The organism is Micromonospora inositola (assembly GCF_900090285.1).
Taxonomy (GTDB): Bacteria; Actinomycetota; Actinomycetes; order Mycobacteriales; family Micromonosporaceae; genus Micromonospora; species Micromonospora inositola.
The window spans coordinates 1,304,709-1,327,013 of record NZ_LT607754.1 but is presented as its reverse complement, the minus strand read 5'-3'; the positions used below and the strand labels follow the sequence as shown (position 1 = coordinate 1,327,013).

Sequence of the window (22,305 nt, the reverse complement as noted above, 5' to 3'; positions counted from 1 at the left end):
CAGGAGGTGCCGTGATGACATCGACCGCCAAGTCCCTGCCGGTCGCCCCGAACCTGATCGAACTCGCGATCGGCGGCATGACCTGCGCGTCCTGCGCCGCCCGGATCGAGAAGAAGCTCAACCGGATGGGCGGCGTCGAGGCCACCGTCAACTACGCCACCGAGAAGGCCACCGTCCGGTACGCCGACGAGGTCACCCCGGCCGACCTGATCGCCACGGTGGAGAAGACCGGGTACACCGCCGTCGTACCGCCCCCTCCGGCGTCGGCCGGGGCCGAACAGAGCGCCGAACCGGTGGACGAGCTGCGCGGACTGCGGACCCGGCTGTGGGTCTCGGTGGCCCTGGCCGTGCCGGTGATCCTGCTGGCCATGGTGCCGGCCTGGCAGTTCGACTACTGGCAGTGGCTGTCGCTGACCCTGGCCGCCCCGGTCGTGGTCTACGGCGGACTGCCGTTCCACCGGGCCGCGCTGGTCAACCTGCGGCACGGCGCGGCGACCATGGACACCCTGGTCTCGCTGGGCACCCTGGCCGCGTTCGGCTGGTCGCTCTGGGCGCTCTTCCTCGGCGACGCCGGCATGCCCGGGATGACCCACCCGTTCCGCTTCGACATCACCCGCACCGACGGCGCCGGCAACATCTACCTGGAGGCGGCGGCCGGGGTCACCGTCTTCATCCTCGCCGGCCGCTACTTCGAGGCCCGCTCCAAGCGGACCGCCGGCGCCGCCCTGCGCGCCCTGCTGGAGCTGGGCGCCAAGGACGTGGCGGTGCTCCGCGGCGGCCAGGAGGTCCGCGTCCCGGTCGACCAGCTCGCGGTGGGGGACCGGTTCGTGGTCCGGCCCGGCGAGAAGGTCGCCACCGACGGCGTCGTCGAGGAGGGCGCCTCCGCGGTCGACGCCAGCATGCTCACCGGCGAGTCGGTGCCGGTCGAGGTCCGGCCGGGCGACACCGTGGTCGGCGCGACCGTCAACGCGGGCGGCCGGCTGGTCGTCCGGGCCACCCGGGTCGGCGGGGACACCCAGCTCGCCCAGATGGCGAAGCTGGTCGAGGCGGCGCAGACCGGCAAGGCGGCCGCGCAGCGGCTCGCCGACCGGATCTCCGGGGTGTTCGTGCCGATCGTGATCGCGCTGGCCGTCGGCACCCTGGGTTGGTGGCTCGGCACCGGGGCGGGGACGACCGCCGCGTTCACCGCCGCGGTGGCCGTACTGATCATCGCCTGCCCGTGCGCCCTCGGCCTGGCGACGCCGACCGCGCTGCTGGTGGGCACCGGCCGGGGCGCCCAGCTCGGCATCCTGATCAAGGGTCCGGAGGTGCTGGAGTCGACCCGCCAGGTGGACACCGTGGTGCTGGACAAGACCGGCACCGTCACCACCGGGAAGATGACCCTGGTCGACGTGCTGCCCGCCGCCGGCGAGGACCGCGCCGACCTGCTCCGGCTGGCCGGCGCGCTGGAGGCCGCCAGCGAGCACCCGATCGCCCAGGCCATCGCGGTCGGGGCGGCCGAGGCGGGGACGCTGCCCACGGTGACCGGGTTCGGCAACGTCGAGGGTCTCGGCGTGACCGGGTCGGTCGACGGCCGTGAGGTGGTGGTCGGGCGGCTCCGGCTGCTGCGGGAGCGGGGTCTGGACGTACCGGATGAGGTCGCGCGGACGGTGACCGACGCGGAGGCCGCCGGACGGACGGCGGTCCTCGCCGGCTGGGACGGTCGGGCCCGTGGGGTCCTCGCGGTGGCCGACGTGGTCAAGCCGACCAGCCGGACGGCGGTCGCCCGGCTGCGCGGGCTGGGGCTCACCCCGGTGCTGCTGACCGGGGACAACGCCACGGTCGCGAAGGCGGTGGCCGCCGAGATCGGCGTCGACGAGGTGATCGCCGAGGTGCTGCCGGCCGACAAGGTGGACGTGGTGCGGCGGCTCCAGGCCGAGGGGCGGACGGTGGCGATGGTCGGTGACGGGATCAACGACGCCGCCGCGCTCGCCCAGGCCGACCTGGGGCTGGCCATGGGAACCGGCACCGACGTGGCGATCGAGGCGTCCGACCTGACCCTGGTCCGGGGCGACCTGACGGCCGCCGTGGACGCCATCCGGCTCTCCCGGCGGACCCTGGGCGTCATCAAGGGCAACCTGTTCTGGGCCTTCGCCTACAACGTGGCCGCCCTGCCGCTGGCCGCCGCCGGCTTGCTCAACCCGATGATCGCCGGGGCCGCGATGGCGTTCTCGTCGGTCTTCGTGGTGGCCAACAGCCTGCGCCTGCGCCGCTTCCGCCCGGTCGGCTGACGTCGGCTCCGGCCGCTCCCCTCCTCACCGTCCGTGAGCGGCCATTGGTGACGGAGGGTTGAGCAACCGGACGTGGGGGTACTTCCAGGGCGTAGCGAAAACCGCTGAGTGGAGGTTCGCATGGGTATCGACGACAAGATCGACAACGCGTCCGAGAACACCGCGGGCAAGGTCAAGGAAGGCGTCGGTCGGGCCACCGACGACGAGCGCCTCGAGGCCGAGGGTCGCAACGAGCAGGCCAACGCCAACCTCAAGCAGGCCGGCGAGAAGATCAAGGACGCCTTCAAGAGCTGACGTACGCCATTCGCACGCCGGGCCGGCAACCGCCGGCCCGGCGTTCGGTCGATCTGTTCGGGGCGCGGGCGGCAGCACGACAGCGAGCCCCGGTTGCCCGAGGACCGTCCACGGGACGGCCACCGACCGTACGGGGGAGAACGATGTCCGGTACCACCGCGATCCGTACCGCCGCCCTGGTGACGCTGACCGCGCTCGCCGGCGGCTGCTCGTCCAGCGGGGAGGAGACGGCGGCGCCGGGCGGCACCACGGCCCCCGCGCCCAGCGCCTCCGCCCCGGCCACCGGGACTCCCGCCGCCACCGCCGCGCCGTCCCCGGTGACGACGGCGAACACCGCGGCGGTGTGCGCCAGCCTCGACAAGCTGATCATCGCCGGCAGCCGGAAGATCGCCGACGACTCCGCCGCGGCGACCCGCCGCGAACTCACCCCCGAGCAGGTCAACGCGCAGCTCAAGGGCAACCTCACCGACCTGGCCGACGACGTACGCGGGCAGGCCGCCGGGGCCCGGGATCCCGAGATCAAGGCCCTGATCACCGACACGGCCGATTGGATCGACGCCGGCGCCAGGTCGGCCACGCCGGTGAAGTGGCTCAGCTCCACCTTCGTCGGCATCCCACGCCGCCTCACCGACGAGTGCCACGCCTGACCGTCCGTCCACCCTGATCAGCGCACCACCCGGCACCTGACGTGGGTGACGATCGGCGCGGGAACTCATCGGTCGGCGGCCAGCCGGGCGGCGCGTACCTCCAGATAGCGCCGCTCCGGCAGGCTGGTGGTGCCCCGGGCGGCGGCCAGGTACGCCGCCCGCGCCGCCTCGCGGTCACCGGCCAGTTCCAGCAGATGGGCGCGGACCGCGGCGAGGCGGTGGTGCCCGGCGGTCCGCTCGTCGGCGTCCAGCGGCGCCAGCAGGGCGAGCCCGGCGCGCGGACCGTCCACCATGGCAACCGCGGCGGCCTGGTTGAGGGTGACCATCGGGTTCGGCGCGACCCGGGCGAGCAGCCGGTAGAGCGCGACGATCTGCCGCCAGTCGGTCTCCGCCGCCGACGGCGCCTCGGCGTGCACCGCGGCGATCGCCGCCTGCACCTGATACGGCCCCGGCGGCGACCAGGTCAGCGCCTCGGTCACCAGGGCGACCCCCTCCGCGATCGCGGCCCGGTCCCAGCGGCTGCGGTCCTGCTCGGCCAGCGGGACCAGCTCGCCCCCCGGCCCGGTCCGGGCGGCCCGGTGCGCGTCGGTGAGCAGCATCAGCGCCAGCAGCCCGGTGACCTCGCCGTCGGCGGGGAGCAGCCGGCGCAGCTCCCGGGTCAGCCGGATCGCCTCCCCGGTCAGCTCCGCCCGGTGCAGGTCCGGCCCGCTGGAGGCGGTGTACCCCTCGCTGAAGACCAGGTAGAGCACGTGCAGCACGGCACCGAGCCGCTCGTCGCGATCGGCGGCCGAGGGCAGGACGAAACGGGCGCCGGTCGCCTCGATCCGCTGCTTGGCCCGGCGGATCCGCTGGCTCATGGTCGCCTCCGGCACCAGGTACGCCCGGGCGATCTGCGCGGTGCTCAGGCCGCCGACCGCGCGCAGCGTCAACGCCACCTGCGCCGGGACGGTGAGCGCCGGATGGCAGCAGAGGAAGAGCACCTTCAGCGTGTCGTCCCCGGCCGGCGGCTCCTCGTCGGCGGGCGGCGCGACCGCCGCGTACCCGGGCTCGCGGAGCGCCACCGCGACCTCGCGGTCCCGGCGGGCCCGCTCGCTGCGCCACTCGTCGGTGAGCCGGCGGGTCGCCACGGTGACCAGCCAGGAGCGGGGGTGCTCGGGCACGCCCTGCTCGGGCCACTGCACGGCGGCCGCGACAAGGGCCTCCTGCACGGCGTCCTCGCAGGCGTAGAACTGGCCGTGCCGCCGCACGAGGACGGCGAGGACCTGCGGCGCCAGGGTGCGCAGCAGGTCCCCGCCGGCGTGGTCGGCAGCGGTCACATCTCCGTCCCGGCCTCGTCCATGACCGGCCGCACCTCCAGCACGCCGAGGCCCATCCGGACGTCCGGCCAGCTCGCGGCGATCTCGGCGGCCCGCTCCGGGCTCTCGCAGTCGACCATCAGGTAGCCGGCGAACTGCTCCTTGCTCTCCATGAACGGGCCGTCGGTGATCTCGGCGCGGCCGCCGACGGACCGGACCGTCCGGGTCTGCGACGGGTCGGCGAGCGCTTGGCCGCCGACCAGCTCACCGGACTCGGTCAGCTCCTTCATGATCTCGTCGACCTCGCCGAAGATGGCGTTCCGCTCCTGCACGGAGAGCTCCTCCACGAAGCCGGGACGGTTCCAGATCAGCAGCATGTACTTCACGGTGCACTCCTCGGGTACGGGCCACAGGCGTGGGCGCCTCTCGGTGAGGGGTCGGAGCCGAGGCGCCGTACCCGACATCCTCGCCCGAGGAATCTTGTAACGGGGTCAGCGCCGCCCGCGTACCGGCCGGCGGGCCGGGGCGCCGGCGTCGAGGGAGGCCCGGTCGGCGGCGGAGGTCCCGGAGGACCAGCCCTCGGCGTCCCGCACCTGGAGGCGGTGCCGGGTGACCCCGGGGAAGAGGGTGTCCAGTCGTTCCCGGACCGCGTCCGAGCGGGCGGCGAGCACCGGAAGCAGCCGGTCGTCGCCCCGCTCCTCGGCCGCCTCCCGGTCGGCCGCCCGGGTGGCCGCCCGCAGCCGTTCGCCGATCCGCAGCGCGAACGCGTTGAGGAACGACTCGTCGTAGCCCTTCGTGCGCCGGCTGCCGCTCTTCGCCCGCCGCTCGTCCCGGCCGCGCAGCATCGCGGCGGTGGCCTGCACCAGCAGCGAGGTGTGCAGCAGCTCGACCGCCGCCAGGTCCGCCGGGAAGCCGAGCACGGTGGCGAAGCCGAGGTCGTCGGACCAGACCGACTCGCACCGGTTGGCCGCCGCCACCTCCTGCACCAGCAGCGCCTTCGCGGCCGCGTACGGGGCGTCGGTGCTCAGCCGTAACCCACCCGGCTGGTCCGGCCGTTCGGCGGTCGCGTCGAGCAGGGCGGCGTCGATGCTGTGCCGGGCCATCAGCTCCTGGGCTTTGCCGGTCAGCGCCTCCGCCTCGGCTGGGAAGGTGGTCGACTCGGCCTTGGCCAGCAGCGCGCGTACCCGGTCCAGCATCCGCGACCCGGACACCGGGGCGGCCACCCGGGCGGTGGCGGCCGGTCCACCCGGCGGTGGGCGGAGCAGCGCGATCGGGGGAAGTCCCTCGACCAGGCCGAGGGCGTCGACGGCGTCGCGCAGCGCGGTGATCCGATCCACACCCGCCCGGGCCGCCCACCGGTTCAGCCAGTCGACCTCGGTGTCCCACCCGGCGTTCAGCTCGGCCACCTGCTCGTCGAACCACTGCGGAACGGGCCCGGGCAGCCCGGCGCGCTGGGCCGCGACCGCCTCCCGGACCAGCCGGGTGGCGCGCGGGTCGAGCCGCCGGGCGGCGAGCCGGTCCAGGTCGACCGGCTGCCAGCCGCGCGGCCAGAGCCGGCCGACGCCGCGGCGCAGCCGGGCGAGGAGAGCGGCGTCCACCGCGGGGCTGTCGCCGACCACCAGCTGGTCCAGGGCGCGTTCCGCCTCGCGTACGTCGGTGCCGCGCGCCGCCACGAGGGCGTCGGCGACCAGGTTGTCGGCGTCCGGCACGGGCTGGCCCCTTCTCCACGGTCGTTCCGGTGCGGCCGACCCCGGGTGGCGAGGTGCACACCCGCCCCGAACGGTACCGGCGCCCTGGGTGCCCTGACCCGTGAGCGACCTCACCAGCGGCCCCGGCCGGGATTTCGCCGCCGCGGGGTCAACCGACCCGGGCCGCCGTCCGTACTCCAGGGCGGACCTCGGGCGGCGCGACGGACGGAGATCGATGTGGGCGGGCGTACCAGGCGGGACAATGGCCTGCACCGCCGACGTCGGGCGTCCCGCGCCGGCTCGGTGACCCTGCTGGCGCTGGTGGTGGCGGTCGGGCTGGCCGCCGGTGGCGCGTACGCCGCCCGGCGCGGCGGCCCCGACCTGCTGGTCCGGGCCGGCGTCCGGTCCGCCGGCCCGGCCTCGGCGCGCCCGGCGGCGTCGACGCCCCCGCCGGCCGTGCCGGCGGCAGGCCGGGTCGCCCAGCCGCCCGTCACCTACCCGTCCCGGGGTACGGGAAGCTTCCGTACCGCGACCGCCCTCGGGGCGGTGGCGGGCCGGAGCGGCCGGCTGCTCCGCTACCGGGTCGCGGTCGAGGAGGGCATCGACGCGGTGGACGTGGAACGCTTCGGCCGGGAGGTCGCGGTGATCCTCGCCGATCCTCGGGGCTGGACGGGCGACGGAGAGTGGCGGTTGCAAAGGGTCGGCCCGGACAGCCCGGCCGACTTCACCGTGCTGCTGGCCACCCCGGTGACGCGCGGGGAACTCTGCGGCGACCCCATCGACCACTACACCTCGTGCCGTAATGGTGACCGGGTGGTGATCAACGTGACCCGGTGGGCCCGCGGTGTCCCGCAGTTCGACGATCTGGGCAGCTACCGGCAGTACCTGCTCAACCACGAGGTAGGTCACCGCCTGGGCCGGGGCCACGAGCTGTGTCCACGGGCCGGCGGGCCGGCGCCGGTGATGGAGCAGCAGACGCTCGGCCTGCACGGCTGCACGCCGAACGCCTGGCCCCGGGTGGACGGCACCCTGCACACCGGCCCGTCCGGCCAGTACGACGACCCGATCCCCGCGGAGTTCTGACCCGCCCGGCGCTGCGCCGCGCCTGCCGCGGTGGTGAGATGGACCGCGGAGCAGCGGAGCGGGGAGAGGACGGCGGATGAGTCGGGTCGTGGTCACCGGGGGCAGTGGGAAGCTCGGCCGCGCGGTCGTGGACGAGTTGCTCGCCCACTCGTACGACGTGGTGAACCTGGACCTGGTCGCGCCGGCCGAGCCGCGCTGCCCGTTCACCCGGATCGACCTGACCGACCAGGGGCAGGTGCTGGAGGCGTTCACCGGGATCGACGAGCGCTACTCGGGGGTGGACGCGGTGGTCCACCTGGCCGCCATCCCGGGGCCGGGGGTGGCCGGGAACGCGGTGACCTTCCGGAACAACATCACCGCCAGCTACCACGTCTTCTCCGCCGCTCGCGCGGTCGGCATCACCAACGTGGTCTGGGCGTCCAGCGAGACGCTGCTCGGCCTGCCGTTCGAGACCCCGCCGCCGTACCTGCCGGTGGACGAGGAGTACCCGGCCCGGCCGGAGACGTCGTACGCGCTGGCGAAGCACCTGGAGGAGCAGATGGTGGCCCAGTTCTGCCGCTGGGAGCCCCGGCTCAAGGCGATCGGGCTGCGCTTCTCCAACGTGATGGAGCCGGCCGACTACGCCGCCTTCCCCGGGTACGACGCCGATCCGGCGCTGCGCTCGTGGAACGCCTGGGGCTACATCGACGCCCGGGACGGGGCGCAGGCGGTCCGGCTGGCGCTCCAGCGCGAGGCGACTGGGATGGACGTCTTCATCATCGCCAACGCCGACACGGTGATGAGCCGCCCGAGCGCCGAGCTGGCCGCCGAGGTCTTCCCGGGCGTGCCGCTGCGCCGGGAGCTGACCGGCAACGAGACCCTGCTCTCCATCGACAAGGCCCGCCGGGTGCTCGGTTACGAGCCGAAGCACGGCTGGCGCTGAGGAGGCTCACCGCATGCGGTACGTGAAGTTCGGGTCCACCGGCCTGGAGGTGTCCCGGCTCTGCCTGGGCTGCATGAGCTACGGCGAGCCCTCGCGGGGGGCGCACCCGTGGTCGCTGCCGGAGGAGCAGAGCCGGCCGTTCATCAAGCAGGCGTTGGAGCTGGGGGTCAACTTCTTCGACACCGCCAACGTCTACTCCGACGGCACCAGCGAGGAGATCGTCGGCCGGGCGCTGAAGGACTTCGCCAACCGGGACGACGTGGTCATCGCCACCAAGGTGCATGGCCGGATGGGCCCGGGGCCGAACCGGGGCGGGCTCTCCCGCAAGCACATCATGAGCGAGATCGACGCGAGCCTGCGCCGGCTCGGCACCGACTACGTGGACCTCTACCAGATCCACCGGCTGGACCCGACCACCCCGATCGAGGAGACCCTGGAGGCGCTGCACGACCTGGTCCGCGCCGGCAAAGTCCGCTACCTCGGCGCCTCGTCGATGTACGCCTGGCAGTTCGCGAAGGCGCTCTGGGCGGCCGAGCGGCACGGCTGGACCCGGTTCGTGTCGATGCAGAACCACTACAACCTGCTCTACCGCGAGGAGGAGCGGGAGATGCTGCCGCTCTGCGCGGACCAGGGGATCGCGGTGATCCCGTGGAGCCCGCTGGCCCGGGGGCGGCTGACCCGGGACTGGGGCGAGCGCACCGGGCGGACGGAGACCGACGAGTTCGGCCGGGAGCTCTACGCGCGCACCGAGGAGCCGGACCGGCGGGTGGTCGAGGCGGTGGCCCGGATCGCCGAGGCGCGGGGCGTACCGCGGGCACAGGTGGCGCTGGCCTGGGTGGCGCGCAACCCGGCGGTGACCGCGCCAATCGTCGGCGCGACGAAGCCGCACCACCTGACCGACGCGGTGGCCGCAGTGGCGCTGGAGCTGACCGACGAGGAGGTGGCGGCGCTGGAGGCGTCGTACGTCCCGCACCCGGTGGCCGGCTTCTAGCCGGCCAGCCGCCGTGCGGTCTCCGGCAGCGGCAGGTCGTCGGCGATCGCCAGGCTGGTCAGGGTGAGCGGGGGAAGGACGCCCAGATGTTCTTGGTGTCCGGCGTCGCGTACCAGCCGACGGCGAGGGAGACCGACTGGGCCAGCAGCAGCCCGCGACCGCCGGAGTCGAGCGGCTGGGTGTCGGCCAGTTCGGGCACGGTGGTCAGGTCGCGATCAGCGACGTCGAGGATGAAGCAGTCGTCGGCGGCGAGCAGCGTGACGATGGTCGGCGGGATGCCGTGCCGCAGCGCGTTGCTCGCCAGCTCGGTGGCGACCAGTACGACCAGGCCGGGCACCTCGTCCAGCTCCTCGCCCTGGGTCAGGCCATAGCGGGTCAGCGCCGCGCGCAGCGACGCCCTCAGCTCGCGGAGTTCCGCCCCGTTGCCGAGGTTCCACCGTTCGAGCTCGGTGGCCTGCGGCGGCGGCGGCGACGTGTGGAGCTGGCCCATGATCCCGCTTTACCCTGCGTAGCCATCGGTTAAGCGGACGGGCCCGTCCGCGGGAGAAAGAGATGCGTCGAAGCGCTTGACGGACAGAACCGGCCTCTGTAATTTACGAGTCAGTTAAATAACGACTTCGTTAACCAGCGAGGAGTGATCGGGATGGGCAAGGTCGTCGCGGTGGAGTACGTGACCCTCGACGGGGTCTTCGAGGAGCCGATGTGGAGCTTCCCGTACTTCAACGAGGAGCTGCAGCAGTGGCAGTGGGAGAACCTTCAGGAGGCCGACGCCCTGCTGCTGGGCCGCAAGACGTACGAGGGCTTCAAGGCGTCGTGGCCGCAGATGGACGAGGGCTACTTCGGCGAGCGGATGAACGCCATCCCCAAGCACGTCGCCACCACCACCCTGACCGAGCCGGAGTGGGGGGCGAGCTTCCTGCCCGGCGACGTGGCCGAGGAGGTGGCCGCGCTGAAGGCTCAACCGGGCACCCTGCTCATCAACGGCAGCGCCGAGCTGCTCAACCACCTGACCGCGCACCGGCTGGTCGACGAGTACCGGATCATGGTCTTCCCGATCGTCGCCGGCAAGGGCCGCAAGCTGTGGGCCGAGGGCGTGGCGGTGGACCTCGCGCTGACCCGCTCGCACATCACCACCAGCGGCGTCGCCGTGCTCACCTACGTCCCGGCGTGACCGGGGCGCGGCGCGGTCGGGCCGGCCCCCGGGTACGGGTGCCGAGGGGCCGGCCCGGCCGGTCAGCGCCGGAGCAGCGCGAAGACGCCCCAGCCCAGGTACTCCCGCTGGTAGCGGACGTGGCGGAGCGGGTCCTCGGTCAGCTCCCGCCGCAGCTCATCGGCGAGCTCGTCGTCCGGGTTCTCGTCCAGCCAGCGGCGCAGGTTCAGCCAGTGGGCGGCGGCGTACCGGTCCCAGCTGTCCTGGTCGGCGAGGACCATCTCCACCAGGTCCCAGCCGCACTCGCCGAATAGCCCGACCAGGCCGGGCAGGTCCCGGAACTGCTCCTTCGACTCCGCGTGGCACGCCGCCACGGTCTCCCCGTCCGGCGGGTCGAGCCGCCAGTACGGCTCCCCGACGAGCAGCATCCCGCCGGCGCGCAGACTGCGCGCCAGCAGCTCGATCGTGCCGGGAACACCCCCGCCGATCCAGGTGGCGCCGACGCAGGCGGCCACGTCGACAGGCTCCTCGGGTACGAACGTCGCGGCATCGCCGTGCACGAAGCGGACCCGGTCGGCGACGCCCAGGGCGGCGGCCCGCTCCCGCGCCGCGGCGGTGAAGGCGGTGCTGATGTCCACTCCGGTGCCGACCACGCCGTGGTCGCGCGCCCAGGTGCAGAGCAGCTCACCCCTGCCGCTGCACAGGTCGAGGATCGACGTGCCCTGCCTCAGCTTGACCGCCCGCCCGAGGGTGGCCAGCTTGCCGGCGTCGATGGGGTTGAGGATGCGGAGGTCGCCCTCACGGATGACGAAACTACGTGGCAGGTCCATGTCGGTGACTCCAGACGGTCGATGTCGGGGCGGGGCGGCGCTGAACGCTGGTCGGCTCGGATCAGCACGCTGGGCACCGGCACCAAAACACCCTCTTCGACTCGTCGGAGTGACGTCGCGGCCAGGCTAGGCGGCGTCGCGTCGACCGCCAACCGAAATACCCCGGTGGTCCGTCCACACCAGCGGCGGCCGCGAGGTGTCCGCCGCATGGATATCCGCTGTGGTCTATGTCACGTTAATGTCCTGGCACGCCGGTGAGTCGCCGGTGCTGCAAACGGGAGAACGCCATGAAAACATCGTGGAAAGCCGCCACCATCCTCGCCGCGGCCCTGCTCCTGGTCCTGCCCGCCACCACCGCCGCGCGGGCCGCCAACACGCCGTACACGAAGGCGCCGGTCGCCGGGACCCTCCGCACGTACCCCGTCTCCGCCGTCTACGTCGCCGGGGTCTCCTCCGGCGGGTATCTGGCCACCCAGCTCCAGGTCGCCTACTCCGCGCGGATCCGGGGCGCCGCCGTCTTCGCGGCCGGGCCCTACTACTGCGCCCAGAACAACGTCTCGCAGGCGCTCTACGGCTGCGGCGACAACATCTACCCGACGTACGTCCCCACGTTGGAGAGCTACACCCGCAGCTGGGCGTCGTACGGCTGGATCGACGGCACCGGCAACCTCGCCGGCCAGCCCGTGTACGTCTACCACGGCGGCAGCGACAGCACCGTGAAGAAGTCCGTCACCGACGACCTGGTCCGCTACTACCAGGACTTCGGGGCCAGCGTGCGGTACGACGCCGGCAGCGCCGCCGGGCATGCCTGGGTCACCCCGTACGGCACGGTGGGCTGCGCGGCGACCGCCTCGCCGTATCTCAACGACTGCGGGACCGACCCGCAGGGCGCCTTCCTCGGCACGCTCCTCGGCTCGGTGGCGGCGCCGAACATCGGCCCGCTCGGCGGCACGCTGATCCGGTTCAGCCAGGACACGTACGCGGTGAACGGCTGGGCCAACGGCCTGAGCATGGACGCCAGCGGCTTCGCGAACGTCCCGAGCGCCTGCGCCGGCGGGCAGACCTGCCGGCTGCTGGTCGCCCTGCACGGGTGCGTGCAGGGCTACTCCAAGGTCGGCACCGCCTTCGTCGACCGGGCCAACCTCAACCAGTACGCCGACACCAACCGGCTGATCGTCCTCTACCCGCAGGCCATCCCTTCCGGAGCGAACCCGAACGGCTGCTGGGACTGGTGGGGCTACCTCGGCGGGACCAACTACCCGATCAAGGGCGGCGCCCAGGTCGAGACGATCATGAACATGGTGCGCCGGCTGGACGGCTGAGCCGCGCCGCGGCCCGGGGCCGCGAAACCGCAGTGATCCCGGCCCCGGGCACGTGCTCGTCCGCCCGGGGCAGGTTCTGCCGTCCGTGATGGCCGTCGCCGCGCCTTCTGTCCGGTACGGCGTCGGGGGTGGGCGGGTGGGCCGGCCCTGATCCGGCTGCCGGGCGGTGCGGTCCGACCTCCTGTTGAGATACCGTCGGCAGGTGATCGTCGAGGAGCACTGGTGGAACGGGAACACGACGGCGCGTGGGCGTCGCGACGTGTACATCCGCACTGATGGGCAGCGGTGGGAGGTCCAGGCGCAGATCGGCGGCGCCCTCGGCCGGTCGAAGGTGCAGGAGTGCCCCAGCCGTGGCTCGGCCAGCATTCTCGCCGGGGCGTGGCGCGGGGGCGACCCGGCCTGGCGCGAACTGCGGCGCTGACCGCGTCGGCGCGCGCCCGACGTCGGCTCCCGGCCGCCGTTGTCGGCGGCTCCGGGTCAGCCCATCGGCAGGCCGTGGGTGCCCGCGTACGGGAAATGCAACCGGACGCTGGTGCTGCTCTCCCCGCAGTGCATGGTCACCACGTCGGCGAGCTGTCGGGCTAGCCAGAGACCTCGCCCGCCGACCCGGTCCGCGCTGCCGGCCTGGTGGAAGCCAGCCGCCGGGGGGATCCGGCGGCCGCCCGAGTCGTCGACCTGGACGATGAGCATGTCCCCGTGGTGCCAGCTCCGGAGGCGTACCGGGAGCGCCCCGTGGACCAGGCCGTTCGTGGCCACCTCGGTGACCGCCACGACCACGTCACCCGTCGCGTCCGCGTCGAACGATCTCGCCCCCGCCCAGCTGCGCAGCGCGCTGCGCAGCTGGGTGAGCTGATCGAGGTCGACGAGGCCGACGTCGAGGTCCACCACCGGCGGCACCGCCTCGAGCGGGATCTCGCTGCGCGCCCGCAGGTAGTCGGTCGACGCGACGTAGCCGGAGTTGGGCTCGCAGCCTTTCCCGGTGAGTTCGTGGTTGTGCAGGTCCCGGACGCGCTCGATGAGGACGGTGGGGTGGCGCCTGCTGTCCCAGAGGCAGGTGACGGCGCAGCCGTAGTCGGCGTACGCGTCGTCGCACGCGGACTCGTACGAAAGGTGGGCGGTGGCGCGGTCCACCGGGGCGTCCGGCGCGGGGTCGGCCGACACGTCGGGTTCGGTGATCACGTGGACGCTGCTGCCGGCGGCGTGCTGGGCGGCCAGATACCGGCGGAGCCGCTCGTACGCGAAGCCCAGCCGGGCGTAGAAGGTGGCCCGTTCGCCCCATTCGAGCCGGTCGGCCAGCGCGCCCAGGGCATCCCGGACGACCCGTTCGACGTGCGCGCCGACCAGCAGGTGGACCCGTTCGTGCGCTTCGATCGACCGCCGCAGCGCGGGGACGAGCCGGGAACGCAGGGTGTCGTCCGAGTCGACGATCAGGGCGGAGTGCACGAAGTCCCGCCCCACGGGGGAGGGGTGGCCCGTCATGCGGCCCCCCCAGGCGGCGCCGTGCCGCGGTAGCCGGCGGCGTCGACCCGCCCGGTGCCGTCGGGGACGCCGACGAGGGCGGGTACGAGGGCCGGGGGCCGGTCCGCCATGTGACACCACGCCTTCCGGGAAGGAGGGGCAATCCGGGGCGGTACGGCGTCGGCGTGGGTGTCGAAGTCGGTGATGCCCGACGGGGTAGGTCCCGTGGGACGAGCCTAGCCCGGTCCCCCGACCCCCGCTCAGCTCACGGTCATCATGCAGCGACGCCGACGGGGACGGGCGGCGCCCATGCCGGCCGGGGTCGCCTCCGCAGCGCGGCCCGGATGATTGGCCATGCGGTCGCGGGGTACCAGGAACATGCCGCCTCCCGGGCTGCTCACGTTCGCCGATGTGTTGCCGGCGGGGTCGGATAGCGTGGTAGCCCTGGTGTGCCGGGAAGTCTGGTCGGCGATGGATGACGCGACCCCTGTCGACGAGGAGACCCCGTGACCGACGCCGCCCGGCGCCGTGCCAGCCTGTTCGCCCGCCGCTCGTGGGGCGAGACCAGTCGCATCTCCGCCATCCTCCGCAAGGAGACGGTCGGTGGGGCGCTGCTGCTCGTCGGCGCGCTGCTGGCCCTGGTCTGGTCGAATTCCCCCTGGTCGGACGGCTATCGCGAACTGCGCGACCTCCGCTTCGGTCCGGCATCCCTGCACTTGGATCTCAGTGTGGCCAGCTGGGCCGCCGACGGCCTGCTGGCGATCTTCTTCTTCGTCGCCGGGTTGGAGCTGAAGCGCGAGTTTGTCGCCGGCGACCTGCGGGACCCGCGCCGGGCGGCGGTGCCGGTGGCGGCGGCGGCGGGCGGCGTGCTCGTACCGGCCGTGCTCTACGCCCTGATCGCCGGGGGCGACGGCGCGAAGGGGTGGGCGATCCCGACCGCGACCGACATCGCCTTCGCCCTCGCCGTGCTCGCCGTGGCGGGCCGCTTCCTGCCGTCGGCGCTGCGCACCTTCCTGCTCACCCTGGCGGTCGTCGATGACCTGCTGGCGATCGTGATCATCGCCGTCTTCTACACCGCTCACCTGTCCGTCGTCCCGCTGCTCGGCGCACTGGTTCCGCTCGCGATCTTCGCCGTGCTGGTGCGTCGGCGGGTCCGGTCCTGGTGGCTGCTGCTGCCGCTGGCGGCCGTGACCTGGGCGTTGGTGCACGCGTCCGGGGTGCACGCCACGGTGGCCGGCGTCCTGCTGGCCTTCACCGTGCCGGTGATCCGCAGTCGGGCCGCAGGCGGTCCCGACGCCGGCCCGGGCCTGGCCGAGCACTTCGAGCACCGGTTCCGGCCGATCTCCGCCGGCATCGCGGTGCCGCTCTTCGCGTTCCTCTCCGCCGGTGTCACCGTCGGCGGCGTCGCGGGCCTGGCCACCGCGCTGACCGACCGGGTCGCGCTCGGCATCGTCGTCGGCCTGGTCGTCGGCAAGCCGGTCGGCATCATGACCGCCACCTGGCTCGTCTCCCGCTTCACCCGCGCGGATCTGGAGGAGGGCCTGAACTGGCTCGACGTGCTCGGCCTCGCCCTGCTCGGCGGCATCGGGTTCACCGTGTCGCTGCTGATCGGCGAGTTGGCGTTCGGCCTGGGCAGCGAACGCGACGGTCACGTCAAGGTCGCCGTGCTCACCGGGTCGCTGCTCGCCGCGATGGTGGCCACGATCATCCTGCGCGCCCGCGGCCGCCTCTACCGCCGGGTGTACGAGGCGGAGACCGTCGACCGCGACCGGGACGGCGTGCCGGACATCTACCAGCCGGAGCCTGATCGGCCGACCGGCTGAGGCGGCCGTCCCGCCGGGTCCCGCTCCGGCGGCTGGTCAGTCCTTTCGGCGGTGGTGACCGAGGTCGGCCCAGAGTCGCTCCTCCACCGGCGACATCGGCACGTGTGCCGCGAGCCGCTCGGGGTGTCCCGATGCCGGGGCCGCCGGGGCCGTGCCTGCCGGCTGCGTCGTTCCGTGGTGCGGCGGCAGGATCAGCCCGGCGTAGCTGGCCCCGCAGTGTTGCAGGCCCAGCCACAGTGTCCGCGAAACCGTCCGGAGCCATCGCACGTACCCTGCCGGCACCGACCTCACCACCCACGACTCTGCCCGCCCCGACGCCCGACGCCCGGCGCCGGTGCGCCCATGGTCGGTGCACCGGCTCGAGGAACGCTCGACGCGGCGGCGTGTCCCGATCGTCACGCCCGCCCGCCCTGTTCGGTCACCCCGCTTTCGCGCCGCCGGAACCCGACGACCGTTCGCCGATGCCGGAGGCTGAAGCGTGCATTTTCCCGCGCTTTTCGCGCCACCCGACAACGCGGCCGACGCGGGCCCGATCAATGGTTTCCGACCGTCGTCAAATTCCCGTCAAAATTGCGCCACCCCGCGTAGCAGATGTGTGAAGGCCGTCGACGATCACCGCCGGTGGGGACTGGTATGGCCTGAGCCGGGCCCGAGGTGCGGGCCCGGGCCGGCGCCGGAGGCGGGTCATGAACGTCGATCGAGATCAGGAAGCCGCGGGGCGCGAGGAGCCGACGCCGGTTGGGGTCAGCGTGGCGGCCGGTGCGGTGCTGGTCGTCGCGGCGACGCTGCTCGCGGCGGCCGTGTTCCCGGCGCCGGACCTGGCGGGGCGGGCGCTGCTCGTGGCCGTCGCCGTCGGCGCGTACGCCGCGGGGGTGGCGGATCTGCGGACGGTCGGCGCGGTGGCGGCCCTGGCGGTGGCGACGTTCGTCGGCTTCCTCGCGCACCGCTTCGGTGAGCTGACCGGGGGCGGGGACGCCTGGTCCTACACGCCGGTGATCGTGCTGGCCGTCGTGCTGGGCGCCGGTTACCGGCGCCTGAGGTCGGTCGCGTCCGCCACCGCCGGCGACGTTCCGCCGGATGCCGCCGCCGTCGTCGCCCCGCCGGACGACGTGCCGGGCGGATTCCGTGCGGCGTGACCACGCCGGTGCCGACCAGCGGCGGGCACCGGAGCCCGACGGGCTGTCGGTGTCCGTCGAACTGGTGAACGGGCGCGGCCTGGACTGGTTGCGCCGCCCGGGTCGCGTCTTCGCGGCGAGCGCTGGGGTGCCCCCGCCGGAACAGTACGGGCGGATCCGTTCTGACCACCTTGTCGATGGCTGTCCGCACCAGGGTTCGGGGGCGTCGCTGGCGGGTCTCCCGCCGGTTCTGCCGTCCTAGGGCAGGCCCTTCTGACCTTTCGTCCGCGGTGATCCCCTTCATCTGAGCGGCGGACGGCGTCAAGAACGCGTCAAGAAATGGCGGGTCGGCGTCATGGTCGCGTTATGGACCCTGTCCATTCGAAGGGTGTGGCGTTTTGATTGCCCGGCGCGACCGGAAGGCGGTCGTGACGAACGAGTCCGCGATGAGGAGTCAGCTGTGTCTGACGTGGTGTTCGTGCTGGTGACGGTGGCGCTGTTCGCAGCGCTCGCCCTGGTGGTACGGGCGGTGGAGAAGCTGTGAGCGCCGTCAACGCCGTCGGCCTGGTGCTGGCGATCGGCCTGGGTGTGTTCCTGGTGGTCGCCCTGCTGTTCCCGGAGCGCTTCTGATGACCATGACAACAGCCGGCGTCATCTTCGTCCTGTCCCTGATCGCGGCGCTCGTCGCGGTCTACAAACCCTTCGGCGACTACATGTACCGGGTGGTCTCCGGCACCCGGCAGTCCCGGGTCGAGCGCGGGATCTACCGGCTGGTCGGGGTCAACCCGGCCGCCGAGCAGTCCTGGGGCGTGTACGCCCGCAGCGTGCTCGCCTTCTCCGCCATTTCGATCCTGTTCCTGTACGCGTTCCAGCGGGTGCAGAACCACCTCTGGTGGTCGCTCGGCTTCGACCCGGTGGTGCCGCACGGCGCCTGGAACACCGCGGTGTCGTTCGTGACCAACACGAACTGGCAGTCGTACTCGGGTGAGTCGACCATGGGCCACCTGGTGCAGATGGCCGGGCTGGCGGTGCAGAACTTCGTCTCCGCCGCCGTCGGCATCGCGGTCGCGGTCGCGCTGGTGCGCGGCTTCGCCCGCAGCCGCACCGGCGAGCTGGGCAACTTCTGGGTCGACCTGACCCGGATCACGCTGCGGATCCTGCTGCCGATCGCGGTGCTGGCCACGCTCGCCCTGATGATCGGTGGCGTGGTGCAGAACCTCTCGGGCGGCACCGACGTGACCACCCTGACCGGCGGCGGCCAGACCGTCACCGGCGGCCCGGTCGCCAGCCAGGAGGCGATCAAGGAACTCGGTACCAACGGCGGCGGCTTCTACAACGTCAACAGCGCCCACCCGTTCGAGAACCCGACCGCGTGGACCAACTGGCTGCAGCTCTTCCTGATCCTGCTGATCCCGTTCAGCCTGCCCCGGGTCTTCGGCCGGATGGTCGGGCAGAACCGGCAGGGCTACGCGATCGCGGCCGTGATGGGGATCCTGGCTTTCCTCAGCATCGCCATGACCAACGTCTTCGAGCTCGCCGGGCACGGCACCGTGCCGCAGGCGGTCGGCGCGGCCATGGAAGGCAAGGAGGTGCGGTTCGACGTGTCGAACTCGGCCACCTTCGCCGCCGCCACCACGCTGACCTCGACCGGCGCGGTGAACTCGTTCCACGACTCGTTCACCTCGCTCGGCGGCATGATGACCATGGTCAACATGATGCTCGGCGAGGTCGCGCCCGGCGGTACCGGTTCCGGTCTCTACGGCCTGCTCATCCTCGCGGTGATCACCGTCTTCGTCGCCGGCCTGATGGTCGGCCGCACCCCGGAGTACCTGGGCAAGAAGATCGGATCGCGGGAGATCAAGTTCGCCTCGCTGTACTTCCTGATCACCCCGGCGCTGGTGCTGATCGGCACCGCGGCCGCGTTCGCGACCGGCAACAACTCGACGGCGCTCAACGTCGGACAGCACGGGCTGTCCGAGGTGCTCTACGCGTTCACTTCGGCGAGCAACAACAACGGCTCCGCCTTCGCCGGCATCACGGTCAACACCACCTGGTGGGACACCGCGCTGGGCCTGTGCATGCTGCTCGGCCGGTTCCTGCCGATCATCTTCGTGCTCGCGCTGGCCGGCTCGCTGGCCCGCCAGGCACCCACCCCCGCCTCCGAGGGCACCCTGCCGACCCACCGACCGCTGTTCATCGGAATGGTCGTCGGCGTCACGGTGATCCTCGTCGCGCTGACCTTCCTGCCCGCACTCGCTCTCGGCCCGCTGGCCGAAGGGCTGTGACCACCATGAGGAACAAGGACATGTCCGTCACGCCAGTGACATCCGGGACCGAAGAACAGCCGACCGCCGGCACTCCGGCCACCCACGGCAACCGGGTCGGCGGGGGCCTGCTCGACCCCCAGCAGCTCATCAGGTCGCTGCCGGACGCGCTGCGCAAGCTCGACCCGCGCACCCTGTGGCGCAACCCGGTGATGCTGATCGTCGAGATCGGCGCCGCGTTCACCACCGTCCTGGCGGTGACCGAACCGTCGGTGTTCGCCTGGGCGATCACCGTCTGGCTCTGGCTGACCGTGCTCTTCGCCAACCTGGCCGAGGCGGTCGCCGAAGGCCGGGGCAAGGCGCAGGCCGCGGCGCTGCGGCAGGCGAAGCGGGACACCATCGCCACCCGGCTGATCGGCTGGACGCCCGGCGCCGCGGCGAACACCTACCGCGACGAGGCCGTGCCGGCCCCCGCGCTCAAGCAGGGCGACGTCGTCCTGGTCGAGGCGGGCGGGATCATCCCGGGCGACGGCGACGTGGTCGAGGGCATCGCCAGCGTGGACGAATCCGCCATCACCGGCGAGTCCGCCCCGGTGATCCGGGAGTCCGGCGGCGACCGCAGCGCGGTCACCGGCGGCACCAAGGTGCTCTCCGACCGGATCATCGTCAAGATCACCCAGAAGCCGGGGGAGAGCTTCATCGACCGGATGATCGCCCTGGTGGAGGGCGCGAACCGGCAGAAGACCCCGAACGAGATCGCGCTGAACATCCTGCTCGCCGCGCTCACGATCATCTTCGTGCTGGCCGTGGTCACCCTCCAGCCCCTGGCGATCTTCTCCAAGGGGTACCAGGCGGCCGCGTCGGACAGTGGCGCGATCACCGACGCGGGCGTCACCGGCGTCGTCCTGGTGTCGCTGCTGGTCTGCCTGATCCCCACCACGATCGGCGCGCTGCTCTCGGCCATCGGCATCGCCGGCATGGACCGGCTGGTCCAGCGCAACGTCCTGGCGATGAGCGGCCGGGCCGTCGAGGCCGCCGGCGACGTCAACACTCTGCTGCTCGACAAGACCGGCACGATCACCCTCGGCAACCGGCAGGCCACCGAGTTCCTGCCCGTCGAGGGCGTGACCGCCGAGCAGGTCGCCGACGCCGCCCAGCTGTCCAGCCTCGCCGACGAGACCCCCGAGGGGCGCTCGATCGTCGTACTCGCCAAGAACGCCTTCGGGCTGCGGGAGCGCGAGCCGGGCCTGATCCCGCACGCCACGTTCGTGCCCTTCACCGCACAGACGCGGATGAGCGGGGTGGACCTGACCCCGGACGCCAGCGTCGACGGCGGGGCCACCGGACCGGTGCGCCGGATCCGCAAGGGGGCTGCGGCCGCGGTCATGAAGTGGGTCCGGGAGAACGGCGGTCGCCCGACCGAGCAGGTCGGCCAGCTCGTTGACGAGATCAGCGGCATCGGTGGCACTCCGCTGGTGGTGGCCGAGCACCTCGACGGGGAGCCGGCCCGCACCCTGGGCGTCATCCACCTCAAGGACGTCGTCAAGACGGGCATGCGGGAGCGGTTCGACGAGATGCGCCGGATGGGCATCCGGACCGTGATGATCACCGGTGACAACCCGCGTACGGCGAAGGCGATCGCCGACGAGGCCGGCGTGGACGACTTCCTCGCCGAGGCCACCCCGGAGGACAAGCTCGCCCTGATCCGCAAGGAGCAGGAGGGCGGCCGGCTGGTCGCGATGACCGGCGACGGCACCAACGACGCCCCCGCGCTGGCCCAGGCCGACGTCGGCGTCGCGATGAACACCGGCACGTCGGCCGCCAAGGAGGCCGGCAACATGGTCGACCTCGACTCCGACCCGACCAAGTTGATCGAGATTGTGGAGATCGGCAAGCAGTTGCTGATCACCCGGGGAGCGCTGACCACCTTCAGCATCGCCAACGACATCGCCAAGTACTTCGCGATCATCCCGGCCATGTTCGCCGGGCTCTACCCGAGCCTGGACGCCCTGAACATCATGCGGCTGGCCAGCCCCGAGTCGGCGATCCTCTCGGCGGTCATCTTCAACGCCCTCGTGATCATCGCGCTCATTCCGCTCGCCCTGCGCGGCGTCCGCTACCGGCCCGCCGCCGCGTCGAAGCTGCTCAGCCGCAACCTGCTGGTCTACGGCCTCGGCGGCATCATCGTGCCGTTCATCGGCATCAAGCTCATCGACCTGCTCATCCAGTTCATCCCAGGGATCTCGTGATGCGCCTACCCACCTGGCTCGCCCAACACCTCGCCGCCCTGCGCGCGCTGCTCGTCTTCACCGTCCTGCTGGGGCTCGCGTACCCGCTCGCCCTGGTCGCGGTGGGCCGGCTGCCCGGCCTCAACGACAAGGCGGACGGCTCGCTGCTCGCCGCGAACGGGAAGACCGTCGGCAGCGCGCTGATCGGACAGTCCTTCACCGACGCGGACGGCAACGCCGTCCCGCGCTACTTCCAGTCCCGGCCGTCCGCCGCCGGCGACGGCTACGACCCGACGTCGACCGCGGCCAGCAACCTCGGCCCGGAGAGCGTCGTCGACACCATCGCCACCGACCCGGCCGAGTCGACCCCGAGCCTGCTCAGCCTTGTCTGCGCCCGCAGCAAGGCGGTCGGGGAACTCGAGGGCGTCGACGGGCGGCGCCCGTACTGCACTCCCGACGGGGTCGGCGCCGTGCTCGCGGTGTTCCGCGCCGACGGACTGACCGGCCGGATCACCCGGGTGGTCAGCGTCAACCAGACCGCCCCGGCCACGCCGTTCGTGGGCTCGTACCAGGGCGTGCCGGTCGAGCTGGCCAAGGCGGGCGAGGACTACGTGGCGGCCGGCGGGGTGATCACCCCGATGCGCGGTGACGCCCCCGCCGACCCGGCGGTGCCGTCCGACGCGGTCACCGCGAGCGGCAGCGGCCTCGACCCGCACATCTCCCCGGCATACGCGAAGTTGCAGGTCAACCGGGTCGCTCGCGAGCGGGGCGCGGACCCGGCGGCGGTCCGCCGCCTGGTCGACGAGCACACCACCGGGCCGTCGCTGGGCTTCATGGGCGCACCGGGCGTCAACGTCCTGGAACTCAACCTCGCCCTGGACCGGAAGTTCCCGGTCCGCTGATCCACCCGGGGCGAGGCCGGACC

Annotated in this window: 23 protein-coding genes; 16 read left to right on the top strand and 7 right to left on the bottom strand. The window is 72.8% G+C overall.

Annotated features, from left to right (window positions below; all coding sequences use genetic code 11):
- Positions 1-14 precede the first annotated feature (14 nt).
- The 3 genes from GA0070613_RS06295 (at position 15) to GA0070613_RS06285 (ending at position 3,211) form a co-directional block, all read left to right on the top strand.
- Positions 15-2,270 carry a heavy metal translocating P-type ATPase gene (locus GA0070613_RS06295; protein WP_089011429.1) on the top strand — a complete coding sequence of 752 codons (2,256 nt, stop codon included), beginning with the start codon at positions 15-17 and terminating at the stop codon, positions 2,268-2,270.
- 120 nt (positions 2,271-2,390) lie between these two features.
- Positions 2,391-2,564, top strand: a complete 174-nt coding sequence (locus tag GA0070613_RS06290; RefSeq protein ID WP_089011428.1) for a CsbD family protein — start codon at positions 2,391-2,393, stop codon at positions 2,562-2,564.
- A 143-nt stretch (positions 2,565-2,707) separates the two neighbouring features.
- Positions 2,708-3,211, top strand: coding sequence for a hypothetical protein (locus GA0070613_RS06285; protein WP_089011427.1), 504 nt, complete (start codon positions 2,708-2,710; stop codon positions 3,209-3,211).
- Positions 3,212-3,276: 65 nt separating this feature from the next.
- Here the strand turns inward: GA0070613_RS06285 and GA0070613_RS06280 are convergent, their stop codons facing one another.
- The 3 genes from GA0070613_RS06280 to GA0070613_RS06270 form a co-directional block, all read right to left on the bottom strand.
- Entirely contained in the window at positions 3,277-4,527 is a 1,251-nt protein-coding gene (locus GA0070613_RS06280) for an RNA polymerase sigma factor (RefSeq protein WP_089011426.1), read from the bottom strand.
- Positions 4,524-4,883, bottom strand: a complete 360-nt coding sequence (locus tag GA0070613_RS06275) for a YciI family protein (protein ID WP_231929798.1) — start codon at positions 4,881-4,883, stop codon at positions 4,524-4,526. The genes GA0070613_RS06280 and GA0070613_RS06275 overlap by 4 nt, the downstream gene beginning before the upstream one ends.
- Positions 4,884-4,997: 114 nt before the next feature.
- Positions 4,998-6,215: a DUF2786 domain-containing protein gene (locus GA0070613_RS06270; RefSeq protein WP_089011424.1), complete on the bottom strand. Its 1,218-nt coding sequence runs from the start codon at positions 6,213-6,215 to the stop codon at positions 4,998-5,000.
- Positions 6,216-6,431: 216 nt separating this feature from the next.
- Here GA0070613_RS06270 and GA0070613_RS06265 point away from each other — a divergent pair, with 216 nt between their 5' ends.
- From GA0070613_RS06265 to GA0070613_RS06255, 3 genes are all read left to right on the top strand, one after another.
- A complete protein-coding gene (locus GA0070613_RS06265; RefSeq protein ID WP_231929686.1) occupies positions 6,432-7,277 on the top strand; it encodes a DUF3152 domain-containing protein in 846 nt (281 codons plus the stop codon).
- 76 nt (positions 7,278-7,353) lie between these two features.
- Positions 7,354-8,199, top strand: a complete 846-nt coding sequence (locus tag GA0070613_RS06260) for an NAD-dependent epimerase/dehydratase family protein (protein ID WP_089011423.1) — start codon at positions 7,354-7,356, stop codon at positions 8,197-8,199.
- Between the two features lie 13 nt (positions 8,200-8,212).
- Entirely contained in the window at positions 8,213-9,190 is a 978-nt protein-coding gene (locus tag GA0070613_RS06255; RefSeq protein WP_089011422.1) for an aldo/keto reductase, read from the top strand.
- 58 nt (positions 9,191-9,248) lie between these two features.
- On the opposite strand, the gene GA0070613_RS06250 is transcribed toward GA0070613_RS06255, so the two are convergent.
- Positions 9,249-9,680: an ATP-binding protein gene (locus tag GA0070613_RS06250; RefSeq protein WP_089011421.1), complete on the bottom strand. Its 432-nt coding sequence runs from the start codon at positions 9,678-9,680 to the stop codon at positions 9,249-9,251.
- Between the two features lie 153 nt (positions 9,681-9,833).
- Between GA0070613_RS06250 and GA0070613_RS06245 the strand changes: the two genes are divergently transcribed.
- Positions 9,834-10,361 (top strand): dihydrofolate reductase family protein, encoded by a 528-nt coding sequence (locus tag GA0070613_RS06245; RefSeq protein ID WP_089011420.1) that lies wholly within the window; start codon positions 9,834-9,836, stop codon positions 10,359-10,361.
- Positions 10,362-10,423: 62 nt separating this feature from the next.
- Here GA0070613_RS06245 and GA0070613_RS06240 read toward each other — a convergent pair whose 3' ends face one another.
- Positions 10,424-11,170 carry an SAM-dependent methyltransferase gene (locus GA0070613_RS06240; RefSeq protein ID WP_089011419.1) on the bottom strand — a complete coding sequence of 249 codons (747 nt, stop codon included), beginning with the start codon at positions 11,168-11,170 and terminating at the stop codon, positions 10,424-10,426.
- Between the two features lie 287 nt (positions 11,171-11,457).
- On the opposite strand from GA0070613_RS06240, the gene GA0070613_RS06235 reads away from it, so the two are divergent.
- Together GA0070613_RS06235 and GA0070613_RS06230 are read left to right on the top strand one after the other, a co-directional pair.
- Positions 11,458-12,492, top strand: coding sequence for an extracellular catalytic domain type 2 short-chain-length polyhydroxyalkanoate depolymerase (locus GA0070613_RS06235; protein WP_089011418.1), 1,035 nt, complete (start codon positions 11,458-11,460; stop codon positions 12,490-12,492).
- Positions 12,493-12,694: 202 nt separating this feature from the next.
- Positions 12,695-12,913, top strand: a complete 219-nt coding sequence (locus GA0070613_RS06230; protein WP_089015788.1) for a hypothetical protein — start codon at positions 12,695-12,697, stop codon at positions 12,911-12,913.
- A gap of 56 nt (positions 12,914-12,969) precedes the next feature.
- On the opposite strand, the gene GA0070613_RS06225 is transcribed toward GA0070613_RS06230, so the two are convergent.
- Entirely contained in the window at positions 12,970-13,971 is a 1,002-nt protein-coding gene (locus tag GA0070613_RS06225) for a sensor histidine kinase (RefSeq protein WP_089011417.1), read from the bottom strand.
- Positions 13,972-14,456: 485 nt separating this feature from the next.
- Here GA0070613_RS06225 and nhaA point away from each other — a divergent pair, with 485 nt between their 5' ends.
- Positions 14,457-15,773, top strand: a complete 1,317-nt coding sequence (gene nhaA / locus GA0070613_RS06220) for a Na+/H+ antiporter NhaA (protein ID WP_089011416.1) — start codon at positions 14,457-14,459, stop codon at positions 15,771-15,773.
- A 36-nt stretch (positions 15,774-15,809) separates the two neighbouring features.
- Here the strand turns inward: nhaA and GA0070613_RS34315 are convergent, their stop codons facing one another.
- Complete coding sequence (locus GA0070613_RS34315) at positions 15,810-16,040, bottom strand: DUF6059 family protein (RefSeq protein WP_408630990.1); 231 nt, start codon at positions 16,038-16,040, stop codon at positions 15,810-15,812.
- A gap of 419 nt (positions 16,041-16,459) precedes the next feature.
- Between GA0070613_RS34315 and GA0070613_RS06215 the strand changes: the two genes are divergently transcribed.
- The 6 genes from GA0070613_RS06215 to GA0070613_RS06190 all read left to right on the top strand — a co-directional run bounded on the left by GA0070613_RS06215 (position 16,460) and on the right by GA0070613_RS06190 (position 22,282).
- Complete coding sequence (locus GA0070613_RS06215; protein ID WP_157746283.1) at positions 16,460-16,909, top strand: hypothetical protein; 450 nt, start codon at positions 16,460-16,462, stop codon at positions 16,907-16,909.
- Between the two features lie 334 nt (positions 16,910-17,243).
- Complete coding sequence (locus tag GA0070613_RS31920; RefSeq protein WP_157746282.1) at positions 17,244-17,432, top strand: hypothetical protein; 189 nt, start codon at positions 17,244-17,246, stop codon at positions 17,430-17,432.
- The gene (gene kdpF / locus GA0070613_RS06205; RefSeq protein ID WP_036343797.1) at positions 17,429-17,518 is read left to right on the top strand and encodes a K(+)-transporting ATPase subunit F; all 90 of its coding nucleotides are present in this window, start codon (positions 17,429-17,431) and stop codon (positions 17,516-17,518) included. Before GA0070613_RS31920 ends, kdpF begins: the two co-directional genes overlap by 4 nt.
- A complete protein-coding gene (kdpA, locus tag GA0070613_RS06200; protein ID WP_089011413.1) occupies positions 17,518-19,173 on the top strand; it encodes a potassium-transporting ATPase subunit KdpA in 1,656 nt (551 codons plus the stop codon). Before kdpF ends, kdpA begins: the two co-directional genes overlap by 1 nt.
- Positions 19,174-19,193: 20 nt before the next feature.
- Complete coding sequence (kdpB, locus tag GA0070613_RS06195) at positions 19,194-21,401, top strand: potassium-transporting ATPase subunit KdpB (protein WP_231929685.1); 2,208 nt, start codon at positions 19,194-19,196, stop codon at positions 21,399-21,401.
- Positions 21,401-22,282 carry a potassium-transporting ATPase subunit C gene (locus GA0070613_RS06190; protein WP_089011411.1) on the top strand — a complete coding sequence of 294 codons (882 nt, stop codon included), beginning with the start codon at positions 21,401-21,403 and terminating at the stop codon, positions 22,280-22,282. The genes kdpB and GA0070613_RS06190 overlap by 1 nt, the downstream gene beginning before the upstream one ends.
- Positions 22,283-22,305 lie beyond the last annotated feature (23 nt).